Source organism: Streptomyces sp. NPDC005803 (assembly GCF_040630435.1).
In the GTDB taxonomy this organism is placed as follows: Bacteria; Actinomycetota; Actinomycetes; order Streptomycetales; family Streptomycetaceae; genus Streptomyces.
Map to the genome: position 1 here is coordinate 108,248 of NZ_JBEXXO010000002.1, position 24,561 is coordinate 132,808.

Annotated in this window: 21 protein-coding genes and 1 pseudogene; 9 read left to right on the plus strand and 13 right to left on the minus strand. The window is 68.9% G+C overall.

Translation table 11 applies throughout. From position 1 onward, the window contains the following. Positions 1–226: 226 nt before the first annotated feature. A complete protein-coding gene (locus ABZ454_RS03170; protein ID WP_359535839.1) occupies positions 227–1,414 on the plus strand; it encodes a DUF2235 domain-containing protein in 1,188 nt (395 codons plus the stop codon). Positions 1,415–1,955: 541 nt separating this feature from the next. Here ABZ454_RS03170 and ABZ454_RS03175 read toward each other — a convergent pair. The 4 genes from ABZ454_RS03175 to ABZ454_RS03190 form a co-directional block, all read right to left on the minus strand. Then, the gene (locus tag ABZ454_RS03175) at positions 1,956–2,816 is read right to left on the minus strand and encodes a nuclease (RefSeq protein ID WP_356314685.1); all 861 of its coding nucleotides are present in this window, start codon (positions 2,814–2,816) and stop codon (positions 1,956–1,958) included. A 575-nt stretch (positions 2,817–3,391) separates the two neighbouring features. Then, on the minus strand, positions 3,392–3,829 hold the full coding sequence (locus tag ABZ454_RS03180; RefSeq protein WP_359535840.1) for a DUF2267 domain-containing protein: 438 nt from the start codon (positions 3,827–3,829) through the stop codon (positions 3,392–3,394). Between the two features lie 74 nt (positions 3,830–3,903). Further along, positions 3,904–4,299, minus strand: coding sequence for a DUF2267 domain-containing protein (locus tag ABZ454_RS03185; protein ID WP_356314691.1), 396 nt, complete (start codon positions 4,297–4,299; stop codon positions 3,904–3,906). Positions 4,300–4,398: 99 nt separating this feature from the next. Beyond that, positions 4,399–4,830, minus strand: a complete 432-nt coding sequence (locus tag ABZ454_RS03190) for an Hsp20/alpha crystallin family protein (RefSeq protein WP_356314694.1) — start codon at positions 4,828–4,830, stop codon at positions 4,399–4,401. A gap of 128 nt (positions 4,831–4,958) precedes the next feature. On the opposite strand from ABZ454_RS03190, the gene ABZ454_RS03195 reads away from it, so the two are divergent. Continuing rightward, positions 4,959–5,618: a type III effector protein gene (locus ABZ454_RS03195; RefSeq protein ID WP_359535841.1), complete on the plus strand. Its 660-nt coding sequence runs from the start codon at positions 4,959–4,961 to the stop codon at positions 5,616–5,618. Between the two features lie 591 nt (positions 5,619–6,209). Here the strand turns inward: ABZ454_RS03195 and ABZ454_RS03200 are convergent. Beyond that, complete coding sequence (locus tag ABZ454_RS03200) at positions 6,210–6,668, minus strand: carboxymuconolactone decarboxylase family protein (protein ID WP_359535842.1); 459 nt, start codon at positions 6,666–6,668, stop codon at positions 6,210–6,212. An 85-nt stretch (positions 6,669–6,753) separates the two neighbouring features. Between ABZ454_RS03200 and ABZ454_RS03205 the strand changes: the two genes are divergently transcribed. Then, positions 6,754–7,629 (plus strand): sigma-70 family RNA polymerase sigma factor, encoded by an 876-nt coding sequence (locus ABZ454_RS03205; protein ID WP_359535843.1) that lies wholly within the window; start codon positions 6,754–6,756, stop codon positions 7,627–7,629. 269 nt (positions 7,630–7,898) lie between these two features. Here the strand turns inward: ABZ454_RS03205 and ABZ454_RS03210 are convergent, their stop codons facing one another. Then, positions 7,899–8,372 (minus strand): hypothetical protein, encoded by a 474-nt coding sequence (locus tag ABZ454_RS03210; RefSeq protein WP_359535844.1) that lies wholly within the window; start codon positions 8,370–8,372, stop codon positions 7,899–7,901. Between the two features lie 723 nt (positions 8,373–9,095). Beyond that, positions 9,096–9,815, minus strand: coding sequence for an SMI1/KNR4 family protein (locus tag ABZ454_RS03215; RefSeq protein ID WP_359535845.1), 720 nt, complete (start codon positions 9,813–9,815; stop codon positions 9,096–9,098). Between the two features lie 524 nt (positions 9,816–10,339). On the opposite strand from ABZ454_RS03215, the gene ABZ454_RS03220 reads away from it, so the two are divergent. Further along, positions 10,340–10,777: a MerR family transcriptional regulator gene (locus ABZ454_RS03220; protein ID WP_359535846.1), complete on the plus strand. Its 438-nt coding sequence runs from the start codon at positions 10,340–10,342 to the stop codon at positions 10,775–10,777. 238 nt (positions 10,778–11,015) lie between these two features. Here ABZ454_RS03220 and ABZ454_RS03225 read toward each other — a convergent pair whose 3' ends face one another. Beyond that, positions 11,016–11,318 (minus strand): hypothetical protein, encoded by a 303-nt coding sequence (locus tag ABZ454_RS03225; protein WP_359535847.1) that lies wholly within the window; start codon positions 11,316–11,318, stop codon positions 11,016–11,018. A 916-nt stretch (positions 11,319–12,234) separates the two neighbouring features. Here ABZ454_RS03225 and ABZ454_RS03230 point away from each other — a divergent pair. Together ABZ454_RS03230 and ABZ454_RS03235 are read left to right on the plus strand one after the other, a co-directional pair. Next, the gene (locus ABZ454_RS03230; RefSeq protein WP_359535848.1) at positions 12,235–13,173 is read left to right on the plus strand and encodes a MerR family transcriptional regulator; all 939 of its coding nucleotides are present in this window, start codon (positions 12,235–12,237) and stop codon (positions 13,171–13,173) included. A 1-nt stretch (position 13,174) separates the two neighbouring features. Next, positions 13,175–13,476: pseudogene (locus tag ABZ454_RS03235) on the plus strand (IS982 family transposase); the annotation flags it as partial. 746 nt (positions 13,477–14,222) lie between these two features. Here the strand turns inward: ABZ454_RS03235 and ABZ454_RS03240 are convergent. From ABZ454_RS03240 to ABZ454_RS03255, 4 genes are all read right to left on the minus strand, one after another. Further along, positions 14,223–15,254 (minus strand): LacI family DNA-binding transcriptional regulator, encoded by a 1,032-nt coding sequence (locus ABZ454_RS03240; RefSeq protein WP_359535849.1) that lies wholly within the window; start codon positions 15,252–15,254, stop codon positions 14,223–14,225. A gap of 73 nt (positions 15,255–15,327) precedes the next feature. Continuing rightward, positions 15,328–16,161 (minus strand): ATP-binding cassette domain-containing protein, encoded by an 834-nt coding sequence (locus ABZ454_RS03245; protein WP_356314726.1) that lies wholly within the window; start codon positions 16,159–16,161, stop codon positions 15,328–15,330. Then, positions 16,158–17,153, minus strand: coding sequence for an ABC transporter permease (locus tag ABZ454_RS03250; RefSeq protein ID WP_356314729.1), 996 nt, complete (start codon positions 17,151–17,153; stop codon positions 16,158–16,160). The genes ABZ454_RS03245 and ABZ454_RS03250 overlap by 4 nt, the downstream gene beginning before the upstream one ends. A gap of 125 nt (positions 17,154–17,278) precedes the next feature. Then, entirely contained in the window at positions 17,279–18,301 is a 1,023-nt protein-coding gene (locus ABZ454_RS03255; RefSeq protein ID WP_359535850.1) for a sugar ABC transporter substrate-binding protein, read from the minus strand. Positions 18,302–18,562: 261 nt separating this feature from the next. Here ABZ454_RS03255 and ABZ454_RS03260 point away from each other — a divergent pair, with 261 nt between their 5' ends. The 3 genes from ABZ454_RS03260 (at position 18,563) to ABZ454_RS03270 (ending at position 22,652) form a co-directional block, all read left to right on the plus strand. Then, complete coding sequence (locus tag ABZ454_RS03260) at positions 18,563–19,525, plus strand: carbohydrate kinase (RefSeq protein ID WP_359535851.1); 963 nt, start codon at positions 18,563–18,565, stop codon at positions 19,523–19,525. 224 nt (positions 19,526–19,749) lie between these two features. Continuing rightward, positions 19,750–22,311: a GH32 C-terminal domain-containing protein gene (locus tag ABZ454_RS03265; RefSeq protein WP_359535852.1), complete on the plus strand. Its 2,562-nt coding sequence runs from the start codon at positions 19,750–19,752 to the stop codon at positions 22,309–22,311. Between the two features lie 23 nt (positions 22,312–22,334). After that, positions 22,335–22,652, plus strand: a complete 318-nt coding sequence (locus ABZ454_RS03270) for an antibiotic biosynthesis monooxygenase family protein (protein WP_359535853.1) — start codon at positions 22,335–22,337, stop codon at positions 22,650–22,652. 83 nt (positions 22,653–22,735) lie between these two features. Here ABZ454_RS03270 and ABZ454_RS03275 read toward each other — a convergent pair whose 3' ends face one another. After that, the gene (locus ABZ454_RS03275; RefSeq protein WP_359535854.1) at positions 22,736–24,550 is read right to left on the minus strand and encodes a TIM barrel protein; all 1,815 of its coding nucleotides are present in this window, start codon (positions 24,548–24,550) and stop codon (positions 22,736–22,738) included. Positions 24,551–24,561 lie beyond the last annotated feature (11 nt).

Genomic DNA, 24,561 nt, shown 5'->3' on the forward strand with positions numbered 1-24,561 from the left:
CCGGCCTGGTCGAGCCGACATGCCTCGCGCCCTTGGAGAGCGCCCCCGGGCGCGGAGGGCGGACCTTGCGCCGCGCCTGCCCATCTCCGGGAGGGAGAAGCAGCGTTGCACCGCCGCCAAGGGGCCCCTCGCGCCCCCTCACGGATGGCGCGGCCCGACGGGTGGTGGAACCATGGAATTGGTGCTCTACACCACTCACTCCACGCTCTCGCGAGGAGGCATGGTCATGGCCAAGCGTCTGGTCGTCTGTTGCGACGGCACATGGAACTTCGCCGACCAGCCGAGCAAGACGAACGTTGCCAAGGTCGCCCTGTCCGTGCGCCAGGGGTCCGTCGGCGGGAAGGACCAGCGGGTCTACTACCACAGCGGCGTCGGTACCCAGCAGTGGGAGCGGCTGCGGGGTGGCGCCTTCGGAGCGGGGCTTTCGCGGAACGTCGCGGACGCCTACCGGTTCCTCGTCGAGACGTACGAGCCCGAGGACGAACTGTTCCTCTTCGGCTTCAGCCGGGGCGCGTTCACCGCCCGCAGTCTGGCGGGGCTGGTGCGCAACAGCGGCATCCTGCGGCGGGAACACGTCGACCGCTCGCAGGCGGCGTGGTCCCTCTACCGCAACCGGACCGAGCACCCGAACGGCGCGGCGTCCACGTTGTTCCGTCGTTCGTACGCCCGCGAGACGGGAATCCGCTTCATCGGGGTGTGGGACACCGTGGGTGCGCTGGGCATACCTCTGCCGGACGCCGCTCCGCTCCAGGCGGCGGTGAACGGGTTCAACCACCGCTGGGCGTTCCACGACACCGAGCTGAGCGGCTGGGTCGAGGGGGCCTTCCACGCGCTGGCCATCGACGAGCAGCGTTCGGCGTTCCGACCGGCGCTGTGGCACCAGCGGCCCGACGCCGCCCGGCAGGGACAGGAGCTGAAGCAGGTCTGGTTCGCCGGGGTGCACTGCGATGTCGGTGGCGGGTACACGGAGGCAGGGCTGTCCGACATCGCCCTGCTGTGGATGGCCGACCAGGCCCGGCGCTACGGGCTGGGCTTCGACGACGAGGCGCTCAGCGCGGCCGGGCCGGAGGAGATGACGCCGCACGACAGCGTGGACTTCCGGGTCGAGCCGGACAGTTCGGGTGAGTTGCATGAGTCGCGGACGCGCATGTACCGGCTGGCCAAGGCCTACCACCGGCCGCTGGGCAGCGCGGTGAACGACCGGGACGAGCCCGACGGGAACGAGTTCCTGGCGGTCCCGGCCAAGGAGCGCTACGGGCGTGACGCCGGATACCGGCCGCCGGAGCTCAGTCGGTACCTCGCCCACCAGAAGCGGGTCCGGCTGGAGCCCGTCCTGCTGCCGGACCTCGCGGCCGGCCTGCCGCCGATGCCGCCCGCCGCGTCCGCACCGAGGACCGGCCGCACCACCCGATGAGCGTACGCACGGGGGCGCCGCACCACCCGAAGAGCGTCCGCACGGTGGACCGGCCGCGCCACCCGATGCGCTGACCACCGCCGGACGCCGCGCCTTGCTGCCGGCCTTCGCCCGCGTCTGCCCCTTCGCCACCTACGGCCCGCGTCCCTGCCGGACAGCCTGGAGAGCCCCTCTGTTCTGTCGAATCGGTACTCCTCCTGCGCGACGAACAGGCCCTGGCCTGGGCCGTCGGGGAAGCGGGTCACCGACCGCGCGAGGAGCGGATCGACCACTACGCGCGCTGGATCGCTGTCACCCCGACTCCCACACCGGCCACGAACGGAGCCACCCACGAACGGAGCCACGAACGGAGCCGAGCCACCGGCCGAGGGCCGAGGCCGCCGCGCGCGGAGGACCGGGGGCGGATTCACTGAGCCAGCAGCCGGACTGGGACCGGCAAGGATCCCGCCGGGCCGGTGCGGCGGGGTCCTTGCCGGCCCCAGACCGTCAGCCGGTCTCCACCAGCGCCGACTTCTCACGGTCCCGGTCAGCCGTGGATTTCTCAGGAGTCCTCGAACAGCAGGTCCTCGGGCGGGCGGGTCATCCGCACGGTCGCGCCGTTCGTGGTCTCCACGACCCGGTGCAGTCCGACGCAGCGTTCGCCCGTGGACAGGATGGAGAACCGGTCCCCCACGCCGGCCAGAAAGGCGGGGAAGCAGGTGAGCGGCATCGTACCGAGGTTCAGGTAGTCCACCAGGCGGCGGAACAGCTTGGGCAGGAGCACGGCGTCGTCCGTCAGTGAGGACAGGCCGTCCACCTTCACTCCGGTGAGGGTGACGTCGCTCGGCCACAGGCCCCGGCCCTCTGTCCGGGCCTGTTCGGCCGTGGTGGCCATCTCGGCGCGCAGGCTGGTGAACAGGCTGCGGTAGAACGTCGGGTAGGCCAGACCCGCGGTGAGCAGGTGGTGGTTGAGCGTCGTCCGCAGCACGGCGGGGTCCACGTCGATCTCCCGGCCGCTGTCCCCCGGGGGTGCGCCGCGGCCCGCCAGGGCAATGCACCGGCCGTGGACGTCGGTGCCTCGGGTGAGAACGAAGCCGGGGACCGTGTCCGGGGTGGAGGCGATCACGCTCTCGCCCTCACGCTGGACCTCGGTGAAGCCGATCCAGCTCAGCAACTCGTCGCGCGCGGCGTGGGCGAACTGCAGGGGCTGGTGGACCCGGTTGGCGCCGTAGTGCGTCTCCAGTGCGTCGATCGCGTCCAGCCGCAGCTTCGCGCGGCCGGTGGCGCTGTGCTCGACGCCGCGGCCGAGCCCGCCGCCCACGAGGTCCCACTCGGCCGGGTCTCCGGCGGTGAAGGCCACCGTGTCCCCGTCCGGCTGGGAGCCCTTGATGTCGTAGAAGCCTCTGATCAGGAGCATCGGCATGGCGACTCCTCAGGGTGGTCCCCCTGTGTTCAATTATGCGTCTGAACAGGGCCTTTCGCACTCTACGGAGGGCAACGAGCCGCCGTCGTGCCGTCAGTTGAGCGAGTCTCGACGGCACGTCGGGCCCGGGTGTCCGGGCCCTGGCCGTACAGCCGCGGGGCAGGGCCTCGGTAAGGGCGCACAAGGCCGTGGATGAGGGCGCCGACGCCGGGAGGGCGGAGCTGCCGAGGCACTAGCGGAATGCGCGCAGCGCGGCCTGGTCGGCGACATGGTGACGCAGGCAGGCGTTGCTCCTCGTAACCGCGCGGCAGGCGTCGTGGACGCCGCCCAGGAGCCGCAATACTCCGCTCGGAGCGCGGGCCGGCGGTCGCCTCCACCGCTCGCCTCCCGGGGCCGGCTTCGACGACCGCGTCCAGCGCCACCGGGCCTCACCGCCCTGCCCGCGACCGTACCCGCGACGACTGTGGGCAGCGCGTCGGCCGGCGCCCGGCACATGGCCGACCTCAGCCGGAACAGCCGGGTACGCGTAGCCGTAGGGCCCCGAGGGGTGGCGCGTGGACGACTGCGGGGCCCTTTTACGCGGCCTGGGTCAGCTCGGCGCGGCCGAACAGGAGCGCGTAGCCGTTGGGGAGCCGGCGCAGGATACGGGTCAGCAGGTCGGGGCCCGCCAGGGCGGCGACGGCGGCGAGGACAGCGCCGGTGTCCCAGCGGATGGTGGCGGGGGTGGCTCCGGCGCGGTCGGCGAGGTCCTTGACGAAGGACCAGCCGGTGAGGGGCTGGGTGTCGGGGACCTGGGCGGTGAGGACGGCGGCGGCCTCAAAAGGGAGGCGGCCGGCGAGTTCGACGCGTTCGTCACCCGTCAGCTGGCGCCCGAGTCCCGCCAGGACCAGGCGGACGGCTTCCTCGGCCCGCTCCTGGGTGGGGTAGGCGCCTTCGTAGCGGACCTTCTCCAGCATCTGCCTGTACGTCATCACGAGCGGGCGCTGGAGTGGTGCGCGCAGGTCGGAGATCACTTCGGTGGGTTCCTTCCGGTATCCGAGATGGTGGTGCCGGTTCCCGGGCAGACGCGGGCACCGGCGCGTGGTCGTCAGGTGGGCTGGGGGCGGCCGAAGAGGAGGTCGTAGCCTGCGGGCAGCTGCAGCAGGATCTGCCGCAGCAGATCGTCGCCGGCCGCGTCGGCGACCGTGCTGAGGACCGCGCTGACGTCCCAGGCCGCGGTCGTCTCCGTGGCTCCCTCGATCCAGGCCGCAGTGGCCCGCACGAACCGCTCCGGCACGAGGGGCTCAGCGCTCTGCAGCGGATTGAGGAGGATCAGGGCGAAGCCCTCCGGCAGACGCGCCGCCAGCTGGGCCCGTACCTGGCCGACCAGGTGCGCGCCGAGCAGGGCCAGCACCACGCGGGCCGCGCGTTCCGCCTCCTGCCGACTGCCGTACTCGCCGCGTTCCTTCACGTGGTCGAGAAATGCTTCCCATCGCAGAGTCATGTCGGCCGCCACCTCTTTTGTCAGGTCTGGTGGTTAAGCAGGACGGGGCGGGGGGAGACCAGGCGCCTCTCCCCCGCCGGACCGCCCAGGACGCCGGGCTCAGCCGGAGAGCTGCCTGTGGGAGGACTCCCCGCCGACGGCGATCTTGCGGGGCTTGGCGCGCTCGGCGATCGGAATGCGCAGGGTGAGAACCCCGGCGTCGTAGTCGGCCTTGATGCGCTCGGTGTCCAGCGTGTCGGCCAGCACGATCTGGCGGGAGAAGACACCCAGCGGCCGCTCCGACAGCTCCATCACGACGTCGTCGGCCTTCGCCGCGGGCCGGCGCTCGGCCTTGACCGTCAGCATGTTCCGCTCCACGTCGATGTCGATCGCCTCCGGGTTGACACCGGGGAGGTCGAAGGCCACCACGTACTCGTCGTTCTCACGGTAGGCGTCCATCGCCATCACGGACGGTCGCGACCACGTACCGGAGCTGGTCAGCTGCTGGGCGAGACGGTCGAGCTCGCGGAAGGGGTCGGTGCGCATCAACATCGTGAAACACCTCCAGAAGGTTCGGGCAGTACCTGCCAATGCGCTGCACTGAATCCGTTGTAGCATGTCATCCAATGGATGACAAACAGGAAGTCATCGAAAGGATGACACTTCTGAAGGAGGTACTCATGGCAGCAGCCGACTCGTCGGCCTCGTCCAGCGCCGACGGCCACAGCCCGGCATCATTTCTCGCCGCCGCGGCAGCCCTGGAGACCATCAACAGCGCTGTACGCGCCGCCCAGCGCGAGGATGTCGATGCCCCCTCCGACGAGGGCACCGACCCGGAGCAGGCCCTGACCTCCCTCCTGCTGCTGCGCCACGTACGCGAGCAGCTGGCCGGATGGGAGTCCGGCCTGATCGAAACCGCCCGCGACGCCGGAGCGAGCTGGGCCGACCTCGCCCACCCCCTCGGTGTCGCCAGCCGCCAGGCCGCCGAACGCCGCTACCTGCGAGGCCGCCCCGGCCCCCCGGGCACCACCGGAGAACAGCGCGTCCAGGCCACCCGCGAACGCCGGGCCGCCGACCGCACCACCGCCACCTGGGCCCGCGACAACGCCGCCGGCCTACGCCGCATCGCCGCCCAGATCACCAACCTCACCGACCTCCCCACCGCCGCCCACCACCCCCTCAGCCAGCTCGACACGGCCCTCGCCCAGGACGACCCCGCCGCACTCCTCCCACCCCTCAACGCCACCCGTCCCCACCTCACCACCACCCACCCCGACCTCGCCGCCCGACTCGACACCCTCACCGGCCCCGCCCACGACAAGCCCGACAGCCATCCGTGAAACAACCCCGAACACCCTGGCCACCCACCCACCCCACAACAGGAAGCCGAAGCCTGTCCCGCTGCCGCCGCCCAGAACAACGCTCTCGTCTCACCCGGTCCCTGTCCGTGACGACCGGGACTCTGCCGGGAATGGCACCGCGGCGTCCTTGCCGCATCGACGGCGACCCCGGCACAGCAGCCGAAGCTTCCGCCGACGTCCTCGAGCGAGTCCCGAACGGCTACCGCACCGGCCTGGTTCGCGCACTCCTGCTCCAGTCCGCCTTGGCCCACGTCCACATGCTGCTGACGCAGCAGGCCCTCGTCGGCCCGAAGCGGGCTGACTCCTCACCGAAGCGGACCGGCGGGCGCACACCCCGCTGTTCTGGACCCATGTAATGCCTACGGCAAGGACGGCAAGGTTCGAACTGGACGTGGACAGACGCCTCGGTATGGACCTGACCGCGCGGGCCCCCGCGCCCGGGCCGCGCAGCCACCGAGGGCAGACCGGCTGCGGCCACAAGGTGAGGAGCTGAGGCCCGGACTCCCGCCGAGCTCAGTCACCACTGCTCACTCACGACTGCTCAGTCAGTGGGTAGAACTCACGCCGGGCTCAGCCCCAGGTCTGACCGGCCGGTTCCTTCACGGTGCGGTTGAGCCGGTTGAAGAAGTTGGTCAGCGCGATCTCCAGGTTGATCGCGCCGATCTGCTCCTCGGTGAAATGGGCGTTGGCCTCTTCCCAGATCTCGTCGGTGACACCCTCCGCACCATCCTGCAGCCGGGTGGCTCCCTCGGCCAGCGCCAGCGCCGCGCGCTCCGCATCGCTGTAGAACGGCGCCTCACGCCACGCCGCCACATTGTGCAGCCGCTCGTCGGTGTCACCGGCCTTCTTCCCCCCGGTGACACCGGCGTGGACGCACGCCGAGCAACTGTTGATCTGGCTGGCGCGCAGGTGGACCAGCGCGAGCAGCTTCGGGTCGACGCCCCCGGCAGCGATCGCCTTGTGGAGGTGCTGGATCGCGGTCCACACATCGGCGTTGTTCGTGTTCTTGTTCTTGAGTCGGTTTTCCATGTGGGGTGCTCTCCTTCTTCGGGTTACGTTGCGGGGCTGGTGCCCGTCACCCCTATGACGAAGCACCTTCCATGGAGGTAACAACATGCCCGGCGCCCATCCCACCGATCCGATCGCCGATGCCTTCGAGTCCCAGCGTGACCGGCTCCGGGCCATCGCGTACCGCGTGCTCGGGTCACACGCCGACGCCGAAGACGTGGTCCAAGAGGCGTGGCTGCGTCTCTCCCGCCAGGACGCCGACACCATCAACAACCTCGGCGGCTGGCTGACGACCGTCGTCGGCCGCATCAGCCTCGATGTCCTGCGGTCCGGCCGGACCCGCCCGGAAGTCGCCTTCGACGACCAGGTACCCGAACTCACCGTGACACTCGACGACGCTCCTGCTCCGGAAGACCTCGTGACCCTCGGGGATGCCGTCGGCCTCGCGCTCCTCACGGTCCTCGATTCGCTGCGCCCGCACGAACGACTGGCGTTCGTGCTGCACGACGTGTTCGCCGTGCCCGTCGAGGAGATCGGCACCATTCTCGGCAAATCCGCTGATGCGACCAAAATGCTGACCAGCCGCGCCCGCAGGAAGGTACGCACGGCTCAACAGCCGGCAAGCGCCCTACGACAACAACGCGAAGTGGTCCAAGCCTTCCTGGCCGCGGCCCGTGACGGTGAGTTCGAGCATCTTCTACAGATCCTCCACCCCGAAGTGAAGTTCACCGTCAACACCGCGAACGGCCAGTTCGTCATGCTCGGAGCCACCGAAGTCGCCACCCGCGCGCGAATGGCCAGGGACGCAGCACGAGGACATGCGGCGACCGTCAACGGCCGCCCCGGCGTCATCTCCTGGAGCGAAGACGGCACCCCGCTCTCCCTCCTCGTCTTCAACGTCGTCGACGGTCGTGTCACCGAGATCACCGCTGTGATCGATCCAGCCGAACTCGCGCTATTGGACCTGCCGTACCCGGTGTGACTCCCAGCCGGCGACGGACCCTCGTCCACCCGTTCCGGGCGGGGCTGGGTGAGGGGCTGGGCCGGCCCCGTACGGTGCTCAGCACCCCACACCGGCGGGTGGCCACTACTTTGGCCAACGCCAAGGGCGAACCTCGCGTCGACGAAAGGGAGGACAGCTCCAGGGCAACAGCAGAAGTCAGGGACGGAGGAATCAGAGTTCAGGGGCAGGGGGACCGATCGTCACGAGATTCCCGATGCTCGTACGAGCATCCAGGCGGGCGGGCGCAGCTACGGCCATTCGACCTTGCCACCACGGACCATCAGGGGCTCGAACCGGTCCGATTCGCAGAATCTGGTCCAGCCCACGTGAACCGTACTGGCGGCGGAACGGTGTCGGTCATCGGCTTTGGCAGCGAGCCAGCTGAGCAGTTCGCCCGTGAGGTCGAACTCGTCAGGGTGGATCTCCTGCCGAACGGTCAGAGCCCACGGCCCCTGACCGGCGGGCTCAGGGCGAAGCAGCACCGACACGAGTGCTCCGTCGATCTTCCAAGCCTCGCCCTGCCGGCTCAGCAACGGCACGGGATGGTCCTCCACGACGAGTTCACCGCAGTCGTCCTCCGTCACGGCGGGAAACCCGGAGATGATGTGGAGAGTGTCCGGCTTGGCTCCCAGCCCGAGATGCCACCGGAGTTCTGCGGCCTCCTCGTCCGAGAGACTCCCCCGCAGGTTCAGGACTATGAAGAGCTCATAGATGTCAGCCATGATGGCAAGCTATCGCTTCAGTAAGGCACCGCCATCAGCGGCGTCATGAGGCCTCCCGCCTCCCGCTCGCTCCCACGCCGGCCCAGGGCCGCACCCCGGCTTTCACCGGACCGGCCGGGCGGAACGCCCACCTGCGGACGACGCGCCATCAGCGCCGAGGTCGCGGCCCCCGAAGCACCCAGACGGCACACCGTGCCGCGAAGCAGTCCCACAGGGCTGCGGGGACCAGCCCCAGGAATCACAGCCCCAGAGATACGGGAGAAGGCACTCCGCGACTTCTACGGCGCGGCCCACCACCAGGGTGAGGGGTATCCAGCGTCAGATCGCATCGGTGGCGCGACAGGTCACTGGGCCGGCCAACCGAAACCCTGTACCGGTGAACCCGTGCGGGGGGACAGCATCGCTTCTATGTGTGCACACGCCGACGCCTCATCTCCTGCGCCTGTCACCCGGGAACCCAGGAGCCCGGGTGACACCGGGACCCTTCACCGCATTCGGCAGCCCCGCCGGCCGAAGCGTGCCGGACCTGCAACCGGTACCCAGGTACAGGCTTACCGTCGGCGGTGTCTCCGGCCTCGGGGGCTGTTTGCCGACGCCGAAAATGCCGACGGGTCCGGCACTGACGGTGCCGATCACCGAGAACAAGACCGCACCACTGGGGTGGTCCCAGCGGGGCGTTCGCCGACGAGGTGTCGCGGTCGCCGGCAAGGTACCGAGGCGCAATCAGTCGAACTTCATGCCGAAGTATGGGTCGGGTTCGCCTGAGTAAGGGTCGACGCCGGACTCCCACCGTCGTCGTTCCTCGCGCCAATGGACGAAGTGCGGAGAGGGCTCTCCCCAGAGGGAGGCGTCGCTGAGTGGACACTCGTCGAAGTCCTTGGTGAACAGGCGCCGGAGGAACTCCGCCATTCCACAGTTGTGGATTTTCCAGTGGGGCGAGCCGTGCCGTTCCCACACGACAACGGGCCACTTGTCGGGGTCGTGGTCAACGGTGAGCCAGCCGAAAATGTCGGCTCCGCAGCTGACGCCCCAAGCGACGACAGAAGCAGGTCCGGCATCGACCTCGTCCGGTCCCCCTTCGGACTCCCACATGTGCCGCATGTTGGCTGTTTCGGCCGCCATGCCCCCGAGGTCAGAGCTGTCGGCCGGCTGCGTGCTCGCTTCGGGGGTCACAACGCTCAGCGCGCCGTCGATGCCGCCGGCTCCGTACGTGCTCATGAAGGCGATGTAGTCGGAGGGGAAGCCGACTCCCCAAGCCCGCCGGATCGCATCCCAGTCCACCTGCTCATCGGCCCCGTCATGTGGCGGCATTACCACCGTGAGCGCGGCGAGAGCTGTTCCTCGAGACGGCATGTCCCCTCCAGTGGTGTGCATCGTCTGGTGCAAGGTATCCGGCGCCACCGACATCGAGATTCGAGGGTGGGGAATGTCAGTGCCGGACATACCAACGCGCCCCGCACCAGGCACATCGACCCGTGCCGGGTCAGCCTCTATCGTGAGCACAGCGCCTCCGCGCGCTACACGGCCCTCCCGGCGCTCGCCCAAGAGATACCGAAAGGGCCTTTCACATGCCCTTCGTCGGCAAGATGCCACCCCAAATCTGCACCTCTTCGTCGGCAGGCACGCTTACCGATCATGTCTGCACCAAGCTGCCCAAACTGCCGCACGCGTAGGCATTTTCAATGACGTCTGACACGGGGCGTGACGACGGGAGTGAGGGCGATGAGCGATCCGGCGTGGGTGCCGCAGTCCTGCACGCTGCCCGCCGAGGAGCGGCCCCTGCGGGCGGCGGAGTGGGACGCACTGTTCGACGAGCGGCTGATTTCGCTGTCGAGGCCCGAGCCGCTGCGGCTGCGCCTCGACCTGGCCGGCAGGCCCGGTCGAGGAACAGGTGAGGGACCTGGTGGCGCGGGAGAACGGCTGCTGCTCGTTCTTCACCTTCACCATCACTCCAGGCGAGGACCGGATTGGCCTGGACATGGGAGTGGATCCGGCACACACACCGGTCCTGGACGCCCTTCGCCGCACGGACCGCGGCCCAGGGACAGCGCAGGCCTGCGCAGCGGCAGGTCGCCGACGCGGCCGGGGTGAACATCCAGACCCTGCGCTACTACGAACGCCGCGGCCCGCTATCCGAGCCCGAACGCAGCCACGGCGGCCACGGCCTCCACAGCGAGGACGCGGTGACCGCGCTGCGAGTGATCAAGGCCGCCCAGCGTTTCGGGTGCACGCTGGAGGAGGTTGCCGAGCTGCTGGAAGCAGGCCGCCACCGCAACGGCCGCCCCGTCGCCGGGCTCCAGGAGCGGGCCACGGCCAAGTCGCCGAGGTCGACGCGAAGATCGCCGACCTCACTACCATCCGCACTTCCCTCGCCACAGCCGTCGAGGCGGGCTGCGATGATCTGACCGTCTGCGCCGCCAGTTCCTGCCGCCCCATCCCCTTCACTGCCCAGCGCACGGGCCGTGCCGCTCACGGCGGCACATGCCGAACAGGTGCCGGCCATCCATTCACCTGAACCTCAGTCCCGTTGTGTGATCGCGCGGACGGCTTCACGGGCCGGCGGCGGACGCCGATGAAGGGGCCGGCCCGGGGCCGGTCCAGACGAGAAGGTCCGATCGAGAGCGCGCAATGGGCCGTACGGGCTCACGGACGCGGATTGCTGCGCTGCCAGCGGGGTCGCGCGTCAGGTCCTCGCCGCCCTACCGCGGCGCCGCAGCGGGGACAGACTCTCTGGACGCGGTCGGCGGCGCCCCCGGACTCAGGGAAGGTCTCCTGCCAGGTGACATGGGGGAAGCGCCCGAGTCGGGAGCGGCTGAGCGACAGCCCGCACACCGTCTCATTCCTGCCCTGCTCCCATGCGTGAACCTCACCCGCCGGAAGCCGCTGATTGCTTTCTTCGTCCCACCACTGCCCGGACGCTGCGACGGCATACCGCTTTGTCACCATGAGGGTTGACCTTCCTATGCAGCAAGGCGGCCTCTTCTGGCGCGTCTCTTCCTGCATCCAGCACCGCCAAGTTCGGCAGGGGACGAACGACGCGTCATACCCCGGTGCGCCGCGTCCTACGATCACTCCTATTTTCCTCCTGCGCCGTACGAGATCCAGAAGATACGCCACATCGAGTGTCACCGCGACGATCGAGAGCCAGATGCGCGGACCCCGAGCGCGAAAGGCCGCAGTGCTCGCCGCCACGCTGGGTGGAACGTTTCTTGTCATCGTTGTCATGCGAACGCGCCCTCGACTCCGCTCGGGCCGCAACTAGGACTACCGGGAACCGCCGAATACGGCAGCGATACCCTGCCGCGCACCCGCGCCTGGATAGTCGGTTACCAGTGCGCCACCGACCTCGCGGGGGGTGGCGCTCCTCGAAGACAGCGGTTCCGGGGGCGCGGACGCGGGCCCGGTCGCTGCGCGTTCCTGAGCGCCTCGCGCGGTGCGCCAAGACCGGCCAGTCCGAACGGCCGCCCCGATGAACGCCCGACCTCATGCACCGTCGAGAGCGTGCCGCCCCGTCGCGCTGCCCTTGCCGTGACTCGATCTGCGCGAGTACGTCCTCGGCATCACCCTCCCAGCGGACAAGCCAGCCGCACTGACCGACTGGTTCAAGCGCAACACGACCGGCTCTCCGTGGGGGTGCCTAGATGATCGAGTCCAAGGGCTCGTAGCCGTAGGCTGCCGGCGAGCGGTGTCGCATGTCGCTGCCATCGCTCGCCGGCAGCGCGTGCAAGGTGTGCCCGTTTCATCCTGACGGTCAGTGGAAAGCGCGCGACGCGTGCTTCAGCAACTCGGAGGACGTCTCGGTCGGGGCCCGCTTGGGAGTGGCCTTGAGTCTCCAGTGACTGGAGACAGCAGAGTGGGGGACATGGACGTTACGACCCTCTACTCGATCGGGGAGCTTTCCCGACGGACCGGCTTGCCTGTGAGGACCATCCGGTTCTACTCCGATTCGGGGGTGGTAGCGCCGACCACCCGTAGTCCCGCCGGCTATCGGCTCTACGACCTCGACGCACTGCTTCGTCTGGAACTCCTCCGCACACTGCGTGAGCTGGGCATGGACCTGGCAACGATTCAACGGGTACTGGACCGCGAGCTCTCGGTGGCGGAAGTCGCCGCGGCGCACGCCGACGCCATGGACGTCCAGATCCGGATGCTGCAACTGCGTCGGAGCGTTCTGCGAGTCGTGGCCAGACGCGGGTCCAGTCCCGAGGAGACCACACTCATGCACAGGCTTACACAGTTGTCCCGCGAGGAACGCCGCCGTTTGATCGACGATTTCGTGGATGGCACCTTCGGCACGGTGGATGCCAACCCGACCGCGGTGGCCATGGTTCGCGCTGCCCTTCCTGACCTCCCCGATGATCCGACCAGCGAGCAGGTCTCCGCGTGGGTGGAGCTTGCCGAGCTGGCCGGCGACGAGGAATTCCGTGCCCGGATGCACCGGACGGCCGTACGTCAGGCCACCGAACGCCCGCTCGACATCGAACGCGATGCCGGCGAGGAGCTGATGGAATTCACCCGTCAGAAGGTGGCCGAGGCCATGGAAGCGGGCATCGACGCGCTCAGCGACAGGGGCACACCCGTCATCGACGACCTCGTGCACCGATTCGCCGAGGTGCTCGCGCGCACCCCTGACACGGAATTCCGGGAATGGATGGCCCAGCAGTTCGAAGAGGCGCACGATCCCCGGGTAGACCGATACTGGCGGCTGGTGTGGATCGTCAACGGCTGGCAGGTAGTACCGAACCTGATCCCGGTGTACCCCTGGCTCATCCAGGCCCTGCGAAATGGCCGTGACGCATAGTCACTACTTCGGCCGCGAGTTCGAGCACGGCCTTGCCGAGCGTCACCTGAGTTGTTGCGGTCAGCCCGCAAGGGGGAGGCCGAGCAGGCTGGGGCGCACCTGTTCAAACCGCTGCGGCCGGTCGTCGAGTCGATCAATCAGACCGTCAAGGGGCAGCTCGACCTGGAGCGACACGGCGGCAGAAGCCCTGCAGGGGTGTCAGCCCGGGTCTTGTGCCGGATCCTCGCACTCGCAGCGGCGATCTGGCACAACGACCATTCTGGACAGCCCATCAAGCGATCGCTCACGGCCTACGATCACTGACCGCAACAACACCCCCTTGGACTCATTCATCTAATGATTACTTCCCCGGGAGCGGAAGTTGAACGGACCGCTACAACCACGGTTTGCGGTGCGGGAGCTGCGGGTGTTGCACGGTCGCCGGGCGGGTCTGAAACGTCGGGGCACGTGCTGTATGAGCCCCGCCCCGCCCCACGGTGTCTCCGGCACACGTGGTGGCAGGTTGACCGAGCAGCCGCGGTCAAGCCGTCACGGTCGAAGTTGATCTTGCGCTGCACTGTACTCCTCGGTCGGTAACGCCTTCCCCGCGCTGCTGGTGAGGCCGACCCGGTGTTCATGCGGGTGCCCTCTCGGCTGGGGAAGACCGTTCAAGGGCTGGACGCCACGTTTCGAGAGTGACTCCGGGGCAGCGTGTCCACAATGGGAAGAATCTTTCCTGGGCATCGGCCCTCCTGCAGCTGAGGGAACGCCTCATCCGACTGGTTCGCCCGGGTCCGGCCTCGCGCCGAGAGCGCTCGTCGCCGGCGACCTCGGCACGACGAGCCTGGCCGCCGACACCTTGTGCACCGACGGGGCGAGCAGACCGGCAGTGGACCGATCACACGTGCGCTGCCGTGCAGAACGACCACGCGGTCTGTCCGCACGCCCGCTTCCTTGAGCTGGTACGTCAGCCCGGCAGCAGCCGCATACAGCCTTCGGACCAGGGCCGGATGCCCCCGTCCCGGCCCGTCAGGATCCGGACTGCTTGTCTTGGATCGGTCGGCACCCCCTCAGGCTTCCAGCACCGCCGGGACAGCTTGTTCGCCCGAGCCCCGGACGATCAGCCGGGTGGGGACGGTGATGGTCCGGGCACGTGAGCGGTCACCGTCCAGACGAGCCAGGGCGGTGACCGCTGCCCTTCTGCCGATTTCTTCGGGGTCCTGGGCCACCACGGTCAGGGCCGGTTCAAGGGCTTCGGCGAGCGCCACGTCGTCGAAGGCGACGACGGCGACGTCCTTCCGTTTGCTACGGGCGAGTTCAACGACGATTCCCAGCGCGACAATGTTGTTGCCGGCGAACAGGGCAGTAGGGGGATCGATGAGGTCCAGGAGCTGCGAGGTGCCGACGGAGGCACCACGCTGGTCGTGTGCGTTGGTGACGAGGGAGCGGTCGTAGGGGAGGTCGGCCTCCGCCAGGGCCGAGCGGTATCCCGCCAGGCGCTCACGGCGGGTGTAGAGGTTGGTGGGGAGGTCCCCCACGAAGCCGATGCGGCGGTGGCCGTGAGCGATCAGGTGGGTGACGCCCTCGTGCGCTCCCGCACGGTTGGAGCTGACGACGCTGTCCGTGGCCAGCCCGGCTCCCGGCCGGTCGATGAAGACCACCGGCAATCCGGCGGCCCGGTGCGTGCGCAGGTGGGAGTGGTCGGAGCCGACGGCGGGAATGACCATCAGGATGCTGACGCGTCGGGCCAGGAACTTATCGCTCAAGGCGCGTTCTCGTTCAGGCTCGTCTGCGGAGGACCCCATGAGCAGGGTCAGGCCCCGGTCTCGCATGACGTCTTCGATGCCGCCGGCCACTGCGCCGAAGAAGGGGTTGCCGAGGTCGGGGACGACCAGACCGATGGTCGTGTCGGGCCCGCCGACCCGGATGTTGCGTGCCATGAGGTTCGGCTGGAAGCCGAGTTTGGCCACCGCTGCGAGTACCTGTTCCCTGGTCCGGGCTGAGGCGGGTCCGTCCTCGTTGAGGACTCGGGAGACCGTCTTCGCGCTGACGCCGACTTCGCGGGCGACGTCGGCCAGGGTGGGGCGGCGGTTCGCTGCCATGGAGGAGGTGTCTCCTGTGCTCGTCGGTTCCGGCCGCGGCCTCGGCCGGAACCTGTGAGTGTGCTGAGTCGTGTCAGGTGGCCTGGACTCCTGCCGCCCTCGCGGCTTCGGAATCCGCTACGACAGTACCTCCGGCCCCATCGAGAGTCAGCGCGCCGGTCATGATGGCGACGACCTCCGCCATGGTGTGGTCGGAGGGTTTGATCACGGCGGCGCGGCGGCCCAGCCGGTGGACGTGGATACGATCGGCGATCTCGAAGACGTGGGGCATGTTGTGGCTGATCAGGACCACGGGCATGCCCTTGTCGCGGACGCGGCGGATCAGGTCGAGGACCTGCCCGGACTCCTTGACGCCGAGGGCGGCGGTGGGCTCGTCCATGACGACGACGCTGCGCGCCCAGGCGACAGAACGTGCGACCGCGACGGCCTGCCGCTGTCCGCCCGAAAGGGTTTCGACCGCTTGCGTGAGCGACCGCAGGCCGATCTTGAGGTCGGCCATGTGCTCGGCGGCCTCCTGGCGCATGCGCTTCTTGTCCAGCATGCGGAAGACGTTGCCGAGGACGCCTGGTCGGCGCAGTTCGCGGCCGAGGAACATGTTCGAGGCGATGTCCATGGAGGCGGCCACGGCGAGATCCTGGTAGACCGTCTCGATGCCGTGGGCGCGCGCGCTCTGCGGCCCGGAGAAGTGGATGGGTTCGCCGTTGAGGCGTATCTCGCCTTCGTCGGGTGTCACCGCACCGGTGAGGGCCTTGATCAGGCTGGTCTTGCCGGCGCCGTTGTCGCCGATGACCGCGAGGACCTCGCCGGGCATCAGGTCGAAGTCCGCGCCGTCGATGGCGGTGACGTGACCGTAGCGCTTGACCAGACCGCGGGCCTGCAGAACGGGGACGGGAGTGGTGGTGGTCATCGGGCCTTCCTCCGGGACATCTGGTCGACGGTCACCGCGAGGATCACGAGGATTCCGGTGATCAGGGTCTGGTAGATGGAGGCCACGCCCATCAGTTGGAGGCCGTTGCGGAAGACACCGACGATGAGGACCCCGATGAAGGTGCCCAGGACCGAACCGCGTCCGCCGAAGAGACTCGTGCCGCCGAGGACCACGGCGGTGATGCTGTCGAGGTTCTCGGTCTGTCCCGCTTGCGGGTCGCCGACGCCGGTGCGTGAGATGAGCAGCAGGGCGGCGAGTCCGTAGAGCACGCCGGCGACGGTGTAGATGCCGATGGTCAGAGGCGAGGTACGGATGCCGTTGAGGCGTGCGGCTTCCTGGCTGTTGCCCAGGGCGTAGACGTGCCGGCCCCATCCGGTGCTGCTGAGGGCGTAGGCGAGGAGGAGGAAGAGGGCGATCGTGACCAGCGAGCCGTAGGTGATGTCCGTGTGGCCGAGCGGAAAGGTCTGGCCGAGGGCTGTCAACGGGCCGGGCAGGCTGGTGACGGTCTGTTCTTCGGAGTAGATGTGGGTCAGCGCGAACGCCACATTGAGCATGCCGAGCGTCACGATGAACGGCGGGAGCGGGATCTTCTGCACCAGAAGTCCGTTGAGAAGTCCGAAGCCACCGCAGACGACCAGACCCAAGGTGATGGCGAGGAGCGGCGGCAGGGCCCCCTCGGCCGCCATCTTGGCGATCACGATGCTGCCGAACGCCATCACGGCGCCGCACGACAGGTCGATGCCCGCCGTGAGGATGATCAGTGTCTGCCCGATGGCGAGGGTGCCGACGACCATGACCTGCTGCACGATCAGCGAGAAGTTGCCGCCCGTGAAGAACTGGTCCGTGGACGTGGAGAAGAACGCACAGGCAAGGAGGAGTGCGGCCAAGGGGCCGGTGGTCGGCGCGGTGAGCAGTCTGCGGACCGTGGTCGGCGTTTTGAGCTCTGCGTACGGCGTGGTGGTGGCTGTCATGCGAAGTCCTTGTCGGAAGAACAGAGGTCCTTGTGGGAGGACAGGGCGCGGCGGCCCTCCCTGATCGGGCAGGGCCGGCCGCCACGCCGACGGGTGTCGAACTGCGGCGGCTCGGGGCGGCAGGCTCAGCCCCAGCAGTTGTCCAGGCCGTAGGCGGTGTCCTTCGACGCGACCCCTGCCTGCGCCTTGTCCGTGATCAGGCTGACGCCGGTGTCGGTGTAACCGGTCGCCTTCTTGCCGTCCTTGGCGTACGTCACGACGGCCTTGACGCCTTCGGCAGCCATCTTCAGCGGGTACTGCTGGGAGGTTGCGGCGATCTTGCCCTCCTTGACCGCCCGGGTTCCGGTGCAGCCGCCGTCGACGGACACGATCAGGACGTCCTTCTCCCGGCCCTTGGCCTTCAACGCGGTGTACGCGCCGAGGGCGGCCGGTTCGTTGATCGTGTAGACGACGTTGATGCCGGGCGCCTTCTGCAGGCAGTTCTCCATCGCGGTCTGGCCCTTCGCCTGGTCGCCTCCGGTGTCCTGCGAGCAGACGATGGCCGGGTCCTTTTCACCGAGGCCGAAGCCCTTGAGGAAGCCGTTGTGCCGCTGGACGCCGACGGCGACGCCCGGTGCCAGGTCGAGGGTGGCGATCTTCGCCTCCTTGCCCTTCATGGCGGCCTTGGCGTAGGCGCCTATCAGTTCACCGGCCGCGAGGTTGTCGGTGGCGAAGAGGGCGTCGACCGCGCTCTGGGGGTCGGTCGGTGAGTCCAGGGCGATGACCATGATCCCCTTCGCGCGGGCCTTCTCGAGGGCGGGCACGATCGCCTTGGAATCGCTCGGGGTGATGAGGATGCCCTTCACTCCCGAAGCGACCATGTTCTCGACGGCGGTCACCTGGCCTGCGTTGTCCCCGTCGAACTTGCCCGCCGAGGAGATCAGTTGGGCTCCGCTTTCCTTGGCCGCCTTCTCCGCACCCTCCTTCATCTTCACGAAGAAGGGGTTGGTGTCGGTCTTGGTGATCAAGCCGACCTTGACGCTGCCCGATCCGGAACCCGCGGAATCCGAGCCGGAACCGGACCCGCAGGCCGTCAGGGTGAGAGCCGCGATGCCCGCGCATGCGGCGGCTCTGATCAGCGAGGGGGTCAGACGAGTGGTGCGAGGCATGAACGACTCCTGCGGGATTGCGTACGGATCGGCGGCACCGAAGCATGCCGCCGGAATGTCATCGTTGACTTATGTCATCGTTGACACTGCCTGCCGAGGATGATGGACTCCGTCTCCCGGGAACGTCAATGCCTTGCGCCCGTCACAAATCGGCAACGTCCCGGCCGTCGCCCGCCCCTGGCCGATCAGCGCCCGCGCCGCGACGTACCCGGTTTGCCCGTCCGTCCGTCCGTCCGTCCGTCCGTCAGAGAAGAGCAGCCCATGAGTCCGCGTCAGATCACCGTCCTGGGGGAATGCGTCGCGGACGCGTTCACCCGCCCGGCAGACGCCCCAAATGAACTGAACCTGCATGTGCTGCCCGGCGGCGGCCCGGCGAACACAGCTGTGGCCCTGGCCCGCCTGGGCACCCCCTCCCGCTTCCTCGCACGGCTGTCCGGGGACGTGTTCGGCCGGCTGTTCCGGTCCCGCCTCGAGGCGTCCGGGGTCGACCTGTCGCATACCGTCGTGGCCTCGGAGCCCAGCACGCTGGCGGTGGCGGAGCTGGACACCCAGGGGCAGGCCGCGTACTCGTTCCACGCGCAGAACACGGCCGACTGGCAGTGGGCGAGCGCCGAACTGGCAGACGTGGACCTGTCCGAAACCGTCTGCCTCCACACGGGCTCACTGGCCCTGGTCCGGGAGCCCGGGGCGAGGGCGGTGGAGGAGTTCCTGGCAACGGCCGCACCCCGGACCACCATCAGCCTCGACCCCAATGTCAGACCACTGCTGGTGCGCCCCGAGGTCTACCGCGCGCACCTGAACCGCTGGTGCGGCCTCGCGGACATACTGCGGCTGAGCGAAGAGGACCTGAAGCTCCTCCTGCCCGAAACACCCCTCGCCCGGGCGTGCGACGTCCTGCACAGCGCCGGAGCGCGGCTCGTCGTGCTCACGCGCGGGGCCGACGGCGCCCTCGTCTCGCTGGACGGCGAGCGGGCCCACGTGCCGGCCGTGACGACGCAGGTCGTCGACACGGTCGGGGCGGGAGACTCCTTCACGGCGGGGCTGCTGCACAACCTCGGCACCCGCGGGCTCCTCGGGGGGCGGCTGACCGGCCTCCGTCTGCACGAGGTGGTGGAAGCCTGCCTCTTCGCCGCCCAGGTCGCGGCCCTGACCTGCTCGGTCGCCGGTCCGAACCCTCCGTGGCAGAGCCAGCTGCCTCAGTTCGCGTCAACCGAGCACGCATGACGGGCGGACCGGCCGGACCGAGGACGTCACGTCCCAGCCGTTGACGTGTCGGCCAGGATGCGTCCATTATCGGGCCCACCAAATGTCATCGATGACACATGTCAACGATGACATCTTCGGCCAGCGCGGTGTAACAGTGCCGACATGGCCTCCCCCTCTCTCGTTCCGTCCGCGCCGGGAAGCAGACACCCGGCTGCGCGCACGGCCGTAGCCCAGGAGACACCATGAGCTCTAGACGCGTATCCGGGCATGCCCGCACCCGCATGATCGCCGCAACGGCGACCGCGTGCGCCCTGTCCGCAGCTCTGCTTGCGCCTCAGGCCGCCGCTTCCGACCCCCGGCCCTCCACGGAGACCTACCGGCCCCAGTTCCACTACACACCGCAGAAGAACTGGATGAACGACCCCAACGGGCTGGTGTACTACCAGGGCGAATACCACCTCTTCTACCAGTACAACCCCAACGGCGACTCCTGGGGCGACATGTCCTGGGGGCACGCGGTGAGCACCGACCTCGTGCACTGGAAGGAACTGCCGCTCGCCCTGTCGCACGACGACAAGGAGATGGTGTTCTCCGGCAGCGCGGTCGTCGACCGGAACAACACCACCGGGTTCGGCACGAAGGACAACCCGCCCATGGTGGCGATCTACACCAGTCACGACAAGAGCACCGGCACTCAGGCCCAGTCGATCGCCTACAGCACCGACCGCGGCCGCACCTTCACCAAGTACGACGGCAATCCCGTCATCGACATCGGCTCCAAAGAGTTCCGTGACCCCAAGGTCCAGTGGTACGCGCCGACCAAGAGCTGGCTGATGACGGTCTCGCTGTCCACCGAGCACAAGGTCCTGTTCTACTCCTCGAAGAATCTCAAGGACTGGCAACCGCTCAGCGAGTTCGGGCCGGCCGGGGCGACCGGCGGCGTGTGGGAGTGCCCCGACCTGTTCCCTCTCGCGGTCGACGGGGACAGGAAGAAGATCAAGTGGGTCCTCGTCGTCAACATCAACCCCGGTGGAATCGCCGGTGGTTCGGGTGCCCAGTACTTCGTCGGCGACTTCGACGGCACGAAGTTCACCGCCGAGGACAAGGGCACCTACACCCCGCCCGCCGGCACCGTCGTGCAGGACTTCGAGAGCCCGGGCTTCGGAACGTGGACGACGACCGGCACCGCGTTCGGCCAGGGCCCGGCCGCCGGCGCACTGGACGGGCAGGGTCCCGTGAGCGGCTTCGAGGGAAAGGGGCTCGCCAGCAGCTTCCACGGGGGTGACGGCGCCACCGGCACGCTGACCTCCCCCGCCTTCACCGTCGACAGCCCGTACCTCAACTTCAAGGTCGCCGGCGGACAGCACCCGCACCAGGCCGGCACCGTGCAGGAACGGGGACCGGTGCCCGAGGGGACCACCCTCGCCGACTTCGAAGGCGGCACCTACGGCGGCTGGACGACGACAGGCGACGCGTTCGGCACCGCACCGGCCACCGGAAGCCATGCCGGCCAGCAGGAAGTCTCCGGCTTCCTCGGGGGCGGACTGGCCAACTCCTTCCTGAACGGCGACTCCACGACCGGCAGTCTCACCTCGCCCGAGTTCACCATCGACCAGGATTACGTCGACTTCCTCATCGGCGGAGGGGGCCATCCCGCCACCCAGGCCAACCCCACCGCCGTCGAACTCCTCGTGGACGGAGCAGTGGTGCGCAGCGCCACCGGACACGACGGCGAGGCGCTCAACTGGGACTCCTGGGATGTCCGTGACCTCGCCGGCAAGCAGGCCCGTATCAAGATCGTCGACGACAACACGGGTGGGTGGGGCCACATCAACGTCGACCACATCGTGCTCTCCGACACTCAGGCCCAGCCGATCTCCCGGGAAACGTCCGTCAACCTGATCGTCGACGGCCACGTCGTCGGCAGCGCCACCGGTTCCAATAACGAGACGCTGGACTGGGCCTCCATCGACATGCGCCCCTACGCGGGCAAGAGGGCCCGGATACAGATCGTCGACATGAACACCGGCGGCTGGGGCCAGATCATGGCCGACCGGTTCACCACGGCCGACACGCCGGCCAAGTCCGCCGTGCAGCGCGCCGACTGGGCCGACTACGGCAAGGACTACTACGCGGCCGTGTCCTGGGAGGATGCTCCGGGCGGCAAGCGATACATGATCGGCTGGATGAACGACTGGGAGTACAGCGGCTCCGTCCCCACCTCCCCCTGGCGCGGCGCGCAGAGCATTCCGCGTCAGATGGCCCTGCGGACCGTCGACGGCCGGATCCGGCTGACCGGAGAACCGGTGAAGAGCCTGGCTTCGTTGCGGGTGGGCCACCCGGTGGCAGCGGGCGGCGTCACGGTGACGAACACGTCCCAGGCTCTGGGGCGCCCGGCGGCCGAGGGCACGGCACTCGACATCGAGGCGACCTTCTCCCCCAAGGACGCCGAACGGTTCGGTATCAAGGTGCGCACCGGTACCGAGGGCGAGGAGACCGTCATCGGGTACGACACCACGACGAGGGAGCTGTACGTCGACCGGACCCGCTCCGGCGCCGTCGACTTCAGCGAAGCCTTCCCCGGCGTCCAGCGCGCACCGCTGCGGGTCGAGAACGGCAAGGTGAAGCTGCGGATCCTGGTCGACCGGTCCTCCGTCGAGGTCTTCGGCGGCAGCGGCGAAGCGGTGATCACCGATCAGATCTTCCCCGACCCGTCCAGCCAGGGAGTTCAGGTCTTCGCCGAGAACGGCTCGGTGAGGCTGGACCATGCCCTCGTCCGGCAGCTCGGCTCCTCCCGAAGGTGACCCCCGACCGCATGGGACCACATGTGAACAAAACCTTGCTCGCCGAGTTCACCGCCCGCGAGGGAGCGGCGGACGAGGTTGCGCACCTGCTGCGGGAGTACGCCCGAAAGGTGCGGAAGGAGGTCGGCAACCTCACCTTCGAGGTCTACACCAAGGCATCCGATTCCCGCGCCTACTGGATCTTCGAGGTGTACCAGGACGAGGCAGCCTTCCAGTGGCACCTGCGGGCTCCGTACGGCGCTCCGTTCAACACCGCCCTCGCCCCACTGATCGAGGAGGACGCCTCCCGCCTGACGTTCCTCGACCCCATGACCTCAGGTCATGGGCCGGCGGGCCCGTAACGGAGGGCCCGGCCCTCGCCATCCTGAACGAGCCCGAAAAGCGGCCGCAACGGGTGGTCGCCCGGCGTGCGCGCCCCACTGCCTCAGCCGTCCACCGGGGCAGGGGCGGGCGCGTGCTGGGCGGCCAGCCGGGCGGGCGCGTTGGCCATGCCGAAGCCCTGGTAGCCGTCGACGCGTTGCACCAGTTCGAAGAAGACCCTGCCCACCGTGACGGTGTACAGGTGCAAGAACTCGCCCCTGTCGTCCCGGTCGTACAGCAGGCCGAGCTCGCGCAGTTCCCGGTGGCGTTCCTCGCCGAGGTCGAAGCGTGCCCGCAGGTCGTCGTAGTAGTTGTCCGGGATCGGCAGCGTCACGTGATCCGTCAGGTCCCGCAGTCGCCGGGCCGTCGCGCGGATGTCGCGGTCCGCGAGGGCGATGTGCTGGCCCGGCAGGCCTCGGGGGCCCACCTTCGCGATGTTGAGCACCAGCCGGAACGTCCCGGCGGTGTTGGTCATGGCGCGGCTGCGCAGCAGTCCGTACGGGTCGGGCACCTCAACGCTCTCGTGCGGCCGCAGGCCCAGCACCGCGCGGTAGAACAGAGCGGCCTCGTCGAACTGGTCCCACGGATGCGCGAGCACCACATGGTCGATGGAGAGGACGGATCCGGTCCCGCCCTCGGGCGGAGAGGCCGGGGAGAAGTCCTCGCGCCACAGCGGCTTCGCCGCATCGCAGAAGAACAGCTCGGTGCCGTCCGGCGCCGCCACGGCGTCGAGCAACGCCTCGTCCGGTGCGCGGTGCCGAGGAAGCACCGGCGACAGCAGCGCCTTGGCTCGCGCGGCGGAGAGGGCCGGGTCCGGCGAGTCCAGTCCGAGCGCCACCAGGGAGGTGGCGCCGTCGTCGGCGGACTCCGGCCCCGCCCGATGGAGAAGGATCCTGGCACCGGACTGCTCCCACAGCTCGACCGGCTTGGTGGCGTGCTCACCGGTACGGGCGAAGCCGAGCGCGCCGAGCAGCCCGCCGAGACGCTCGGGGTCGGGGGTGGCGATCTCGGCGAAGGCGAAGCCGCCGGGCTGGCCGGGCCGAGGCAGGGAGGAGCCGGTGGCGAGGACATCGGCGACGGACTCCTCCAGCGCGATCAGCGACCGCCTCGCGTCAATGGCGGTGCGCCCGGGGTCGGCCTGGCGGAAGTTGTCGTTGAAGATCTCCAGCGAGAGCGGCCCCGCGTAGCCGGTGCGCAGGACGTGCGCGAGGAGTCCCGTCAGGTCGAAGCCGCCCTGGCCGGGAAAACAGCGGTAGTGCCTGCTCCACTGAAGCACGTCCATGGCGAGGAGCGGCGCGTCGGCAAGCTGGAGGAAGAAGATCATCTCGCCCGGAATCGCCTCGATGCCGCCTGGGTCGGAGCCGCGCGACAGGATGTGAAAACTGTCCAGGCAGATCCCGAGGTTCGGGTGGTCGGCCGCCCGGACGATCCGCCAGGCATGGAGATACGTGTTCACGTGCCGACCCCAGGCCAGTGCCTCGTACGCGATCCTGATGCCATGGTCCGCCGCCCGTTCGGCGAGCAGGCGCAGTTGCTCCGCAGCGAGGTCGTCGTCGGTGACCGCGTCGGCGGACACGTTCGAGCAGACCAGCAGGGTGTCGGCGCCGAGGCGTTCCATCACCCGGAACTTGTTCTCGGCGCGGTTCAGGTTGGCCCGCAACCGCTCGGGCGAGGTCGAGTCGAAGTCCCGGAACGGCTGGTAGAGGTCGATGGAGAGCCCGAGCTGCCCCGCCCGCGCGCGGACTTGTCCGGGGGTGAGCGGGCAGCCCAGCAGATCGTTCTCGAAGATCTCCACACCGTCGAACCCGGCCCGGGCGACGGCCTCCAGCTTCTCGGTCAGGGATCCGCTCAGGGAGACGGTGGCGATGGAGGTGCGCATGTGGGGGCTCC

Bases quoted from the DNA above. Each gene is read 5' to 3' on its own strand.
- ABZ454_RS03240 (WP_359535849.1), bottom strand. From the start codon at position 15,254: ATGGCAGCGAACCGCCGCCCCACCCTGGCCGACGTCGCCCGCGAAGTC.
- ABZ454_RS03265 (WP_359535852.1), top strand. From the start codon at position 19,750: ATGAGCTCTAGACGCGTATCCGGGCATGCCCGCACCCGCATGATCGCC.
- ABZ454_RS03185 (WP_356314691.1), bottom strand. From the start codon at position 4,299: ATGACTCTGCGATGGGAAGCATTTCTCGACCACGTGAAGGAACGCGGC.
- ABZ454_RS03210 (WP_359535844.1), bottom strand. From the start codon at position 8,372: ATGGCTGACATCTATGAGCTCTTCATAGTCCTGAACCTGCGGGGGAGT.
- ABZ454_RS03250 (WP_356314729.1), bottom strand. From the start codon at position 17,153: ATGACAGCCACCACCACGCCGTACGCAGAGCTCAAAACGCCGACCACG.
- ABZ454_RS03190 (WP_356314694.1), bottom strand. From the start codon at position 4,830: ATGTTGATGCGCACCGACCCCTTCCGCGAGCTCGACCGTCTCGCCCAG.
- ABZ454_RS03170 (WP_359535839.1), top strand. From the start codon at position 227: ATGGCCAAGCGTCTGGTCGTCTGTTGCGACGGCACATGGAACTTCGCC.
- ABZ454_RS03195 (WP_359535841.1), top strand. From the start codon at position 4,959: ATGGCAGCAGCCGACTCGTCGGCCTCGTCCAGCGCCGACGGCCACAGC.
- ABZ454_RS03255 (WP_359535850.1), bottom strand. From the start codon at position 18,301: ATGCCTCGCACCACTCGTCTGACCCCCTCGCTGATCAGAGCCGCCGCA.
- ABZ454_RS03275 (WP_359535854.1), bottom strand. From the start codon at position 24,550: ATGCGCACCTCCATCGCCACCGTCTCCCTGAGCGGATCCCTGACCGAG.
- ABZ454_RS03175 (WP_356314685.1), bottom strand. From the start codon at position 2,816: ATGCCGATGCTCCTGATCAGAGGCTTCTACGACATCAAGGGCTCCCAG.
- ABZ454_RS03260 (WP_359535851.1), top strand. From the start codon at position 18,563: ATGAGTCCGCGTCAGATCACCGTCCTGGGGGAATGCGTCGCGGACGCG.
- ABZ454_RS03200 (WP_359535842.1), bottom strand. From the start codon at position 6,668: ATGGAAAACCGACTCAAGAACAAGAACACGAACAACGCCGATGTGTGG.
- ABZ454_RS03225 (WP_359535847.1), bottom strand. From the start codon at position 11,318: ATGGTGACAAAGCGGTATGCCGTCGCAGCGTCCGGGCAGTGGTGGGAC.
- ABZ454_RS03230 (WP_359535848.1), top strand. From the start codon at position 12,235: ATGGACGTTACGACCCTCTACTCGATCGGGGAGCTTTCCCGACGGACC.
- ABZ454_RS03245 (WP_356314726.1), bottom strand. From the start codon at position 16,161: ATGACCACCACCACTCCCGTCCCCGTTCTGCAGGCCCGCGGTCTGGTC.
- ABZ454_RS03215 (WP_359535845.1), bottom strand. From the start codon at position 9,815: ATGTCCGGCACTGACATTCCCCACCCTCGAATCTCGATGTCGGTGGCG.
- ABZ454_RS03205 (WP_359535843.1), top strand. From the start codon at position 6,754: ATGCCCGGCGCCCATCCCACCGATCCGATCGCCGATGCCTTCGAGTCC.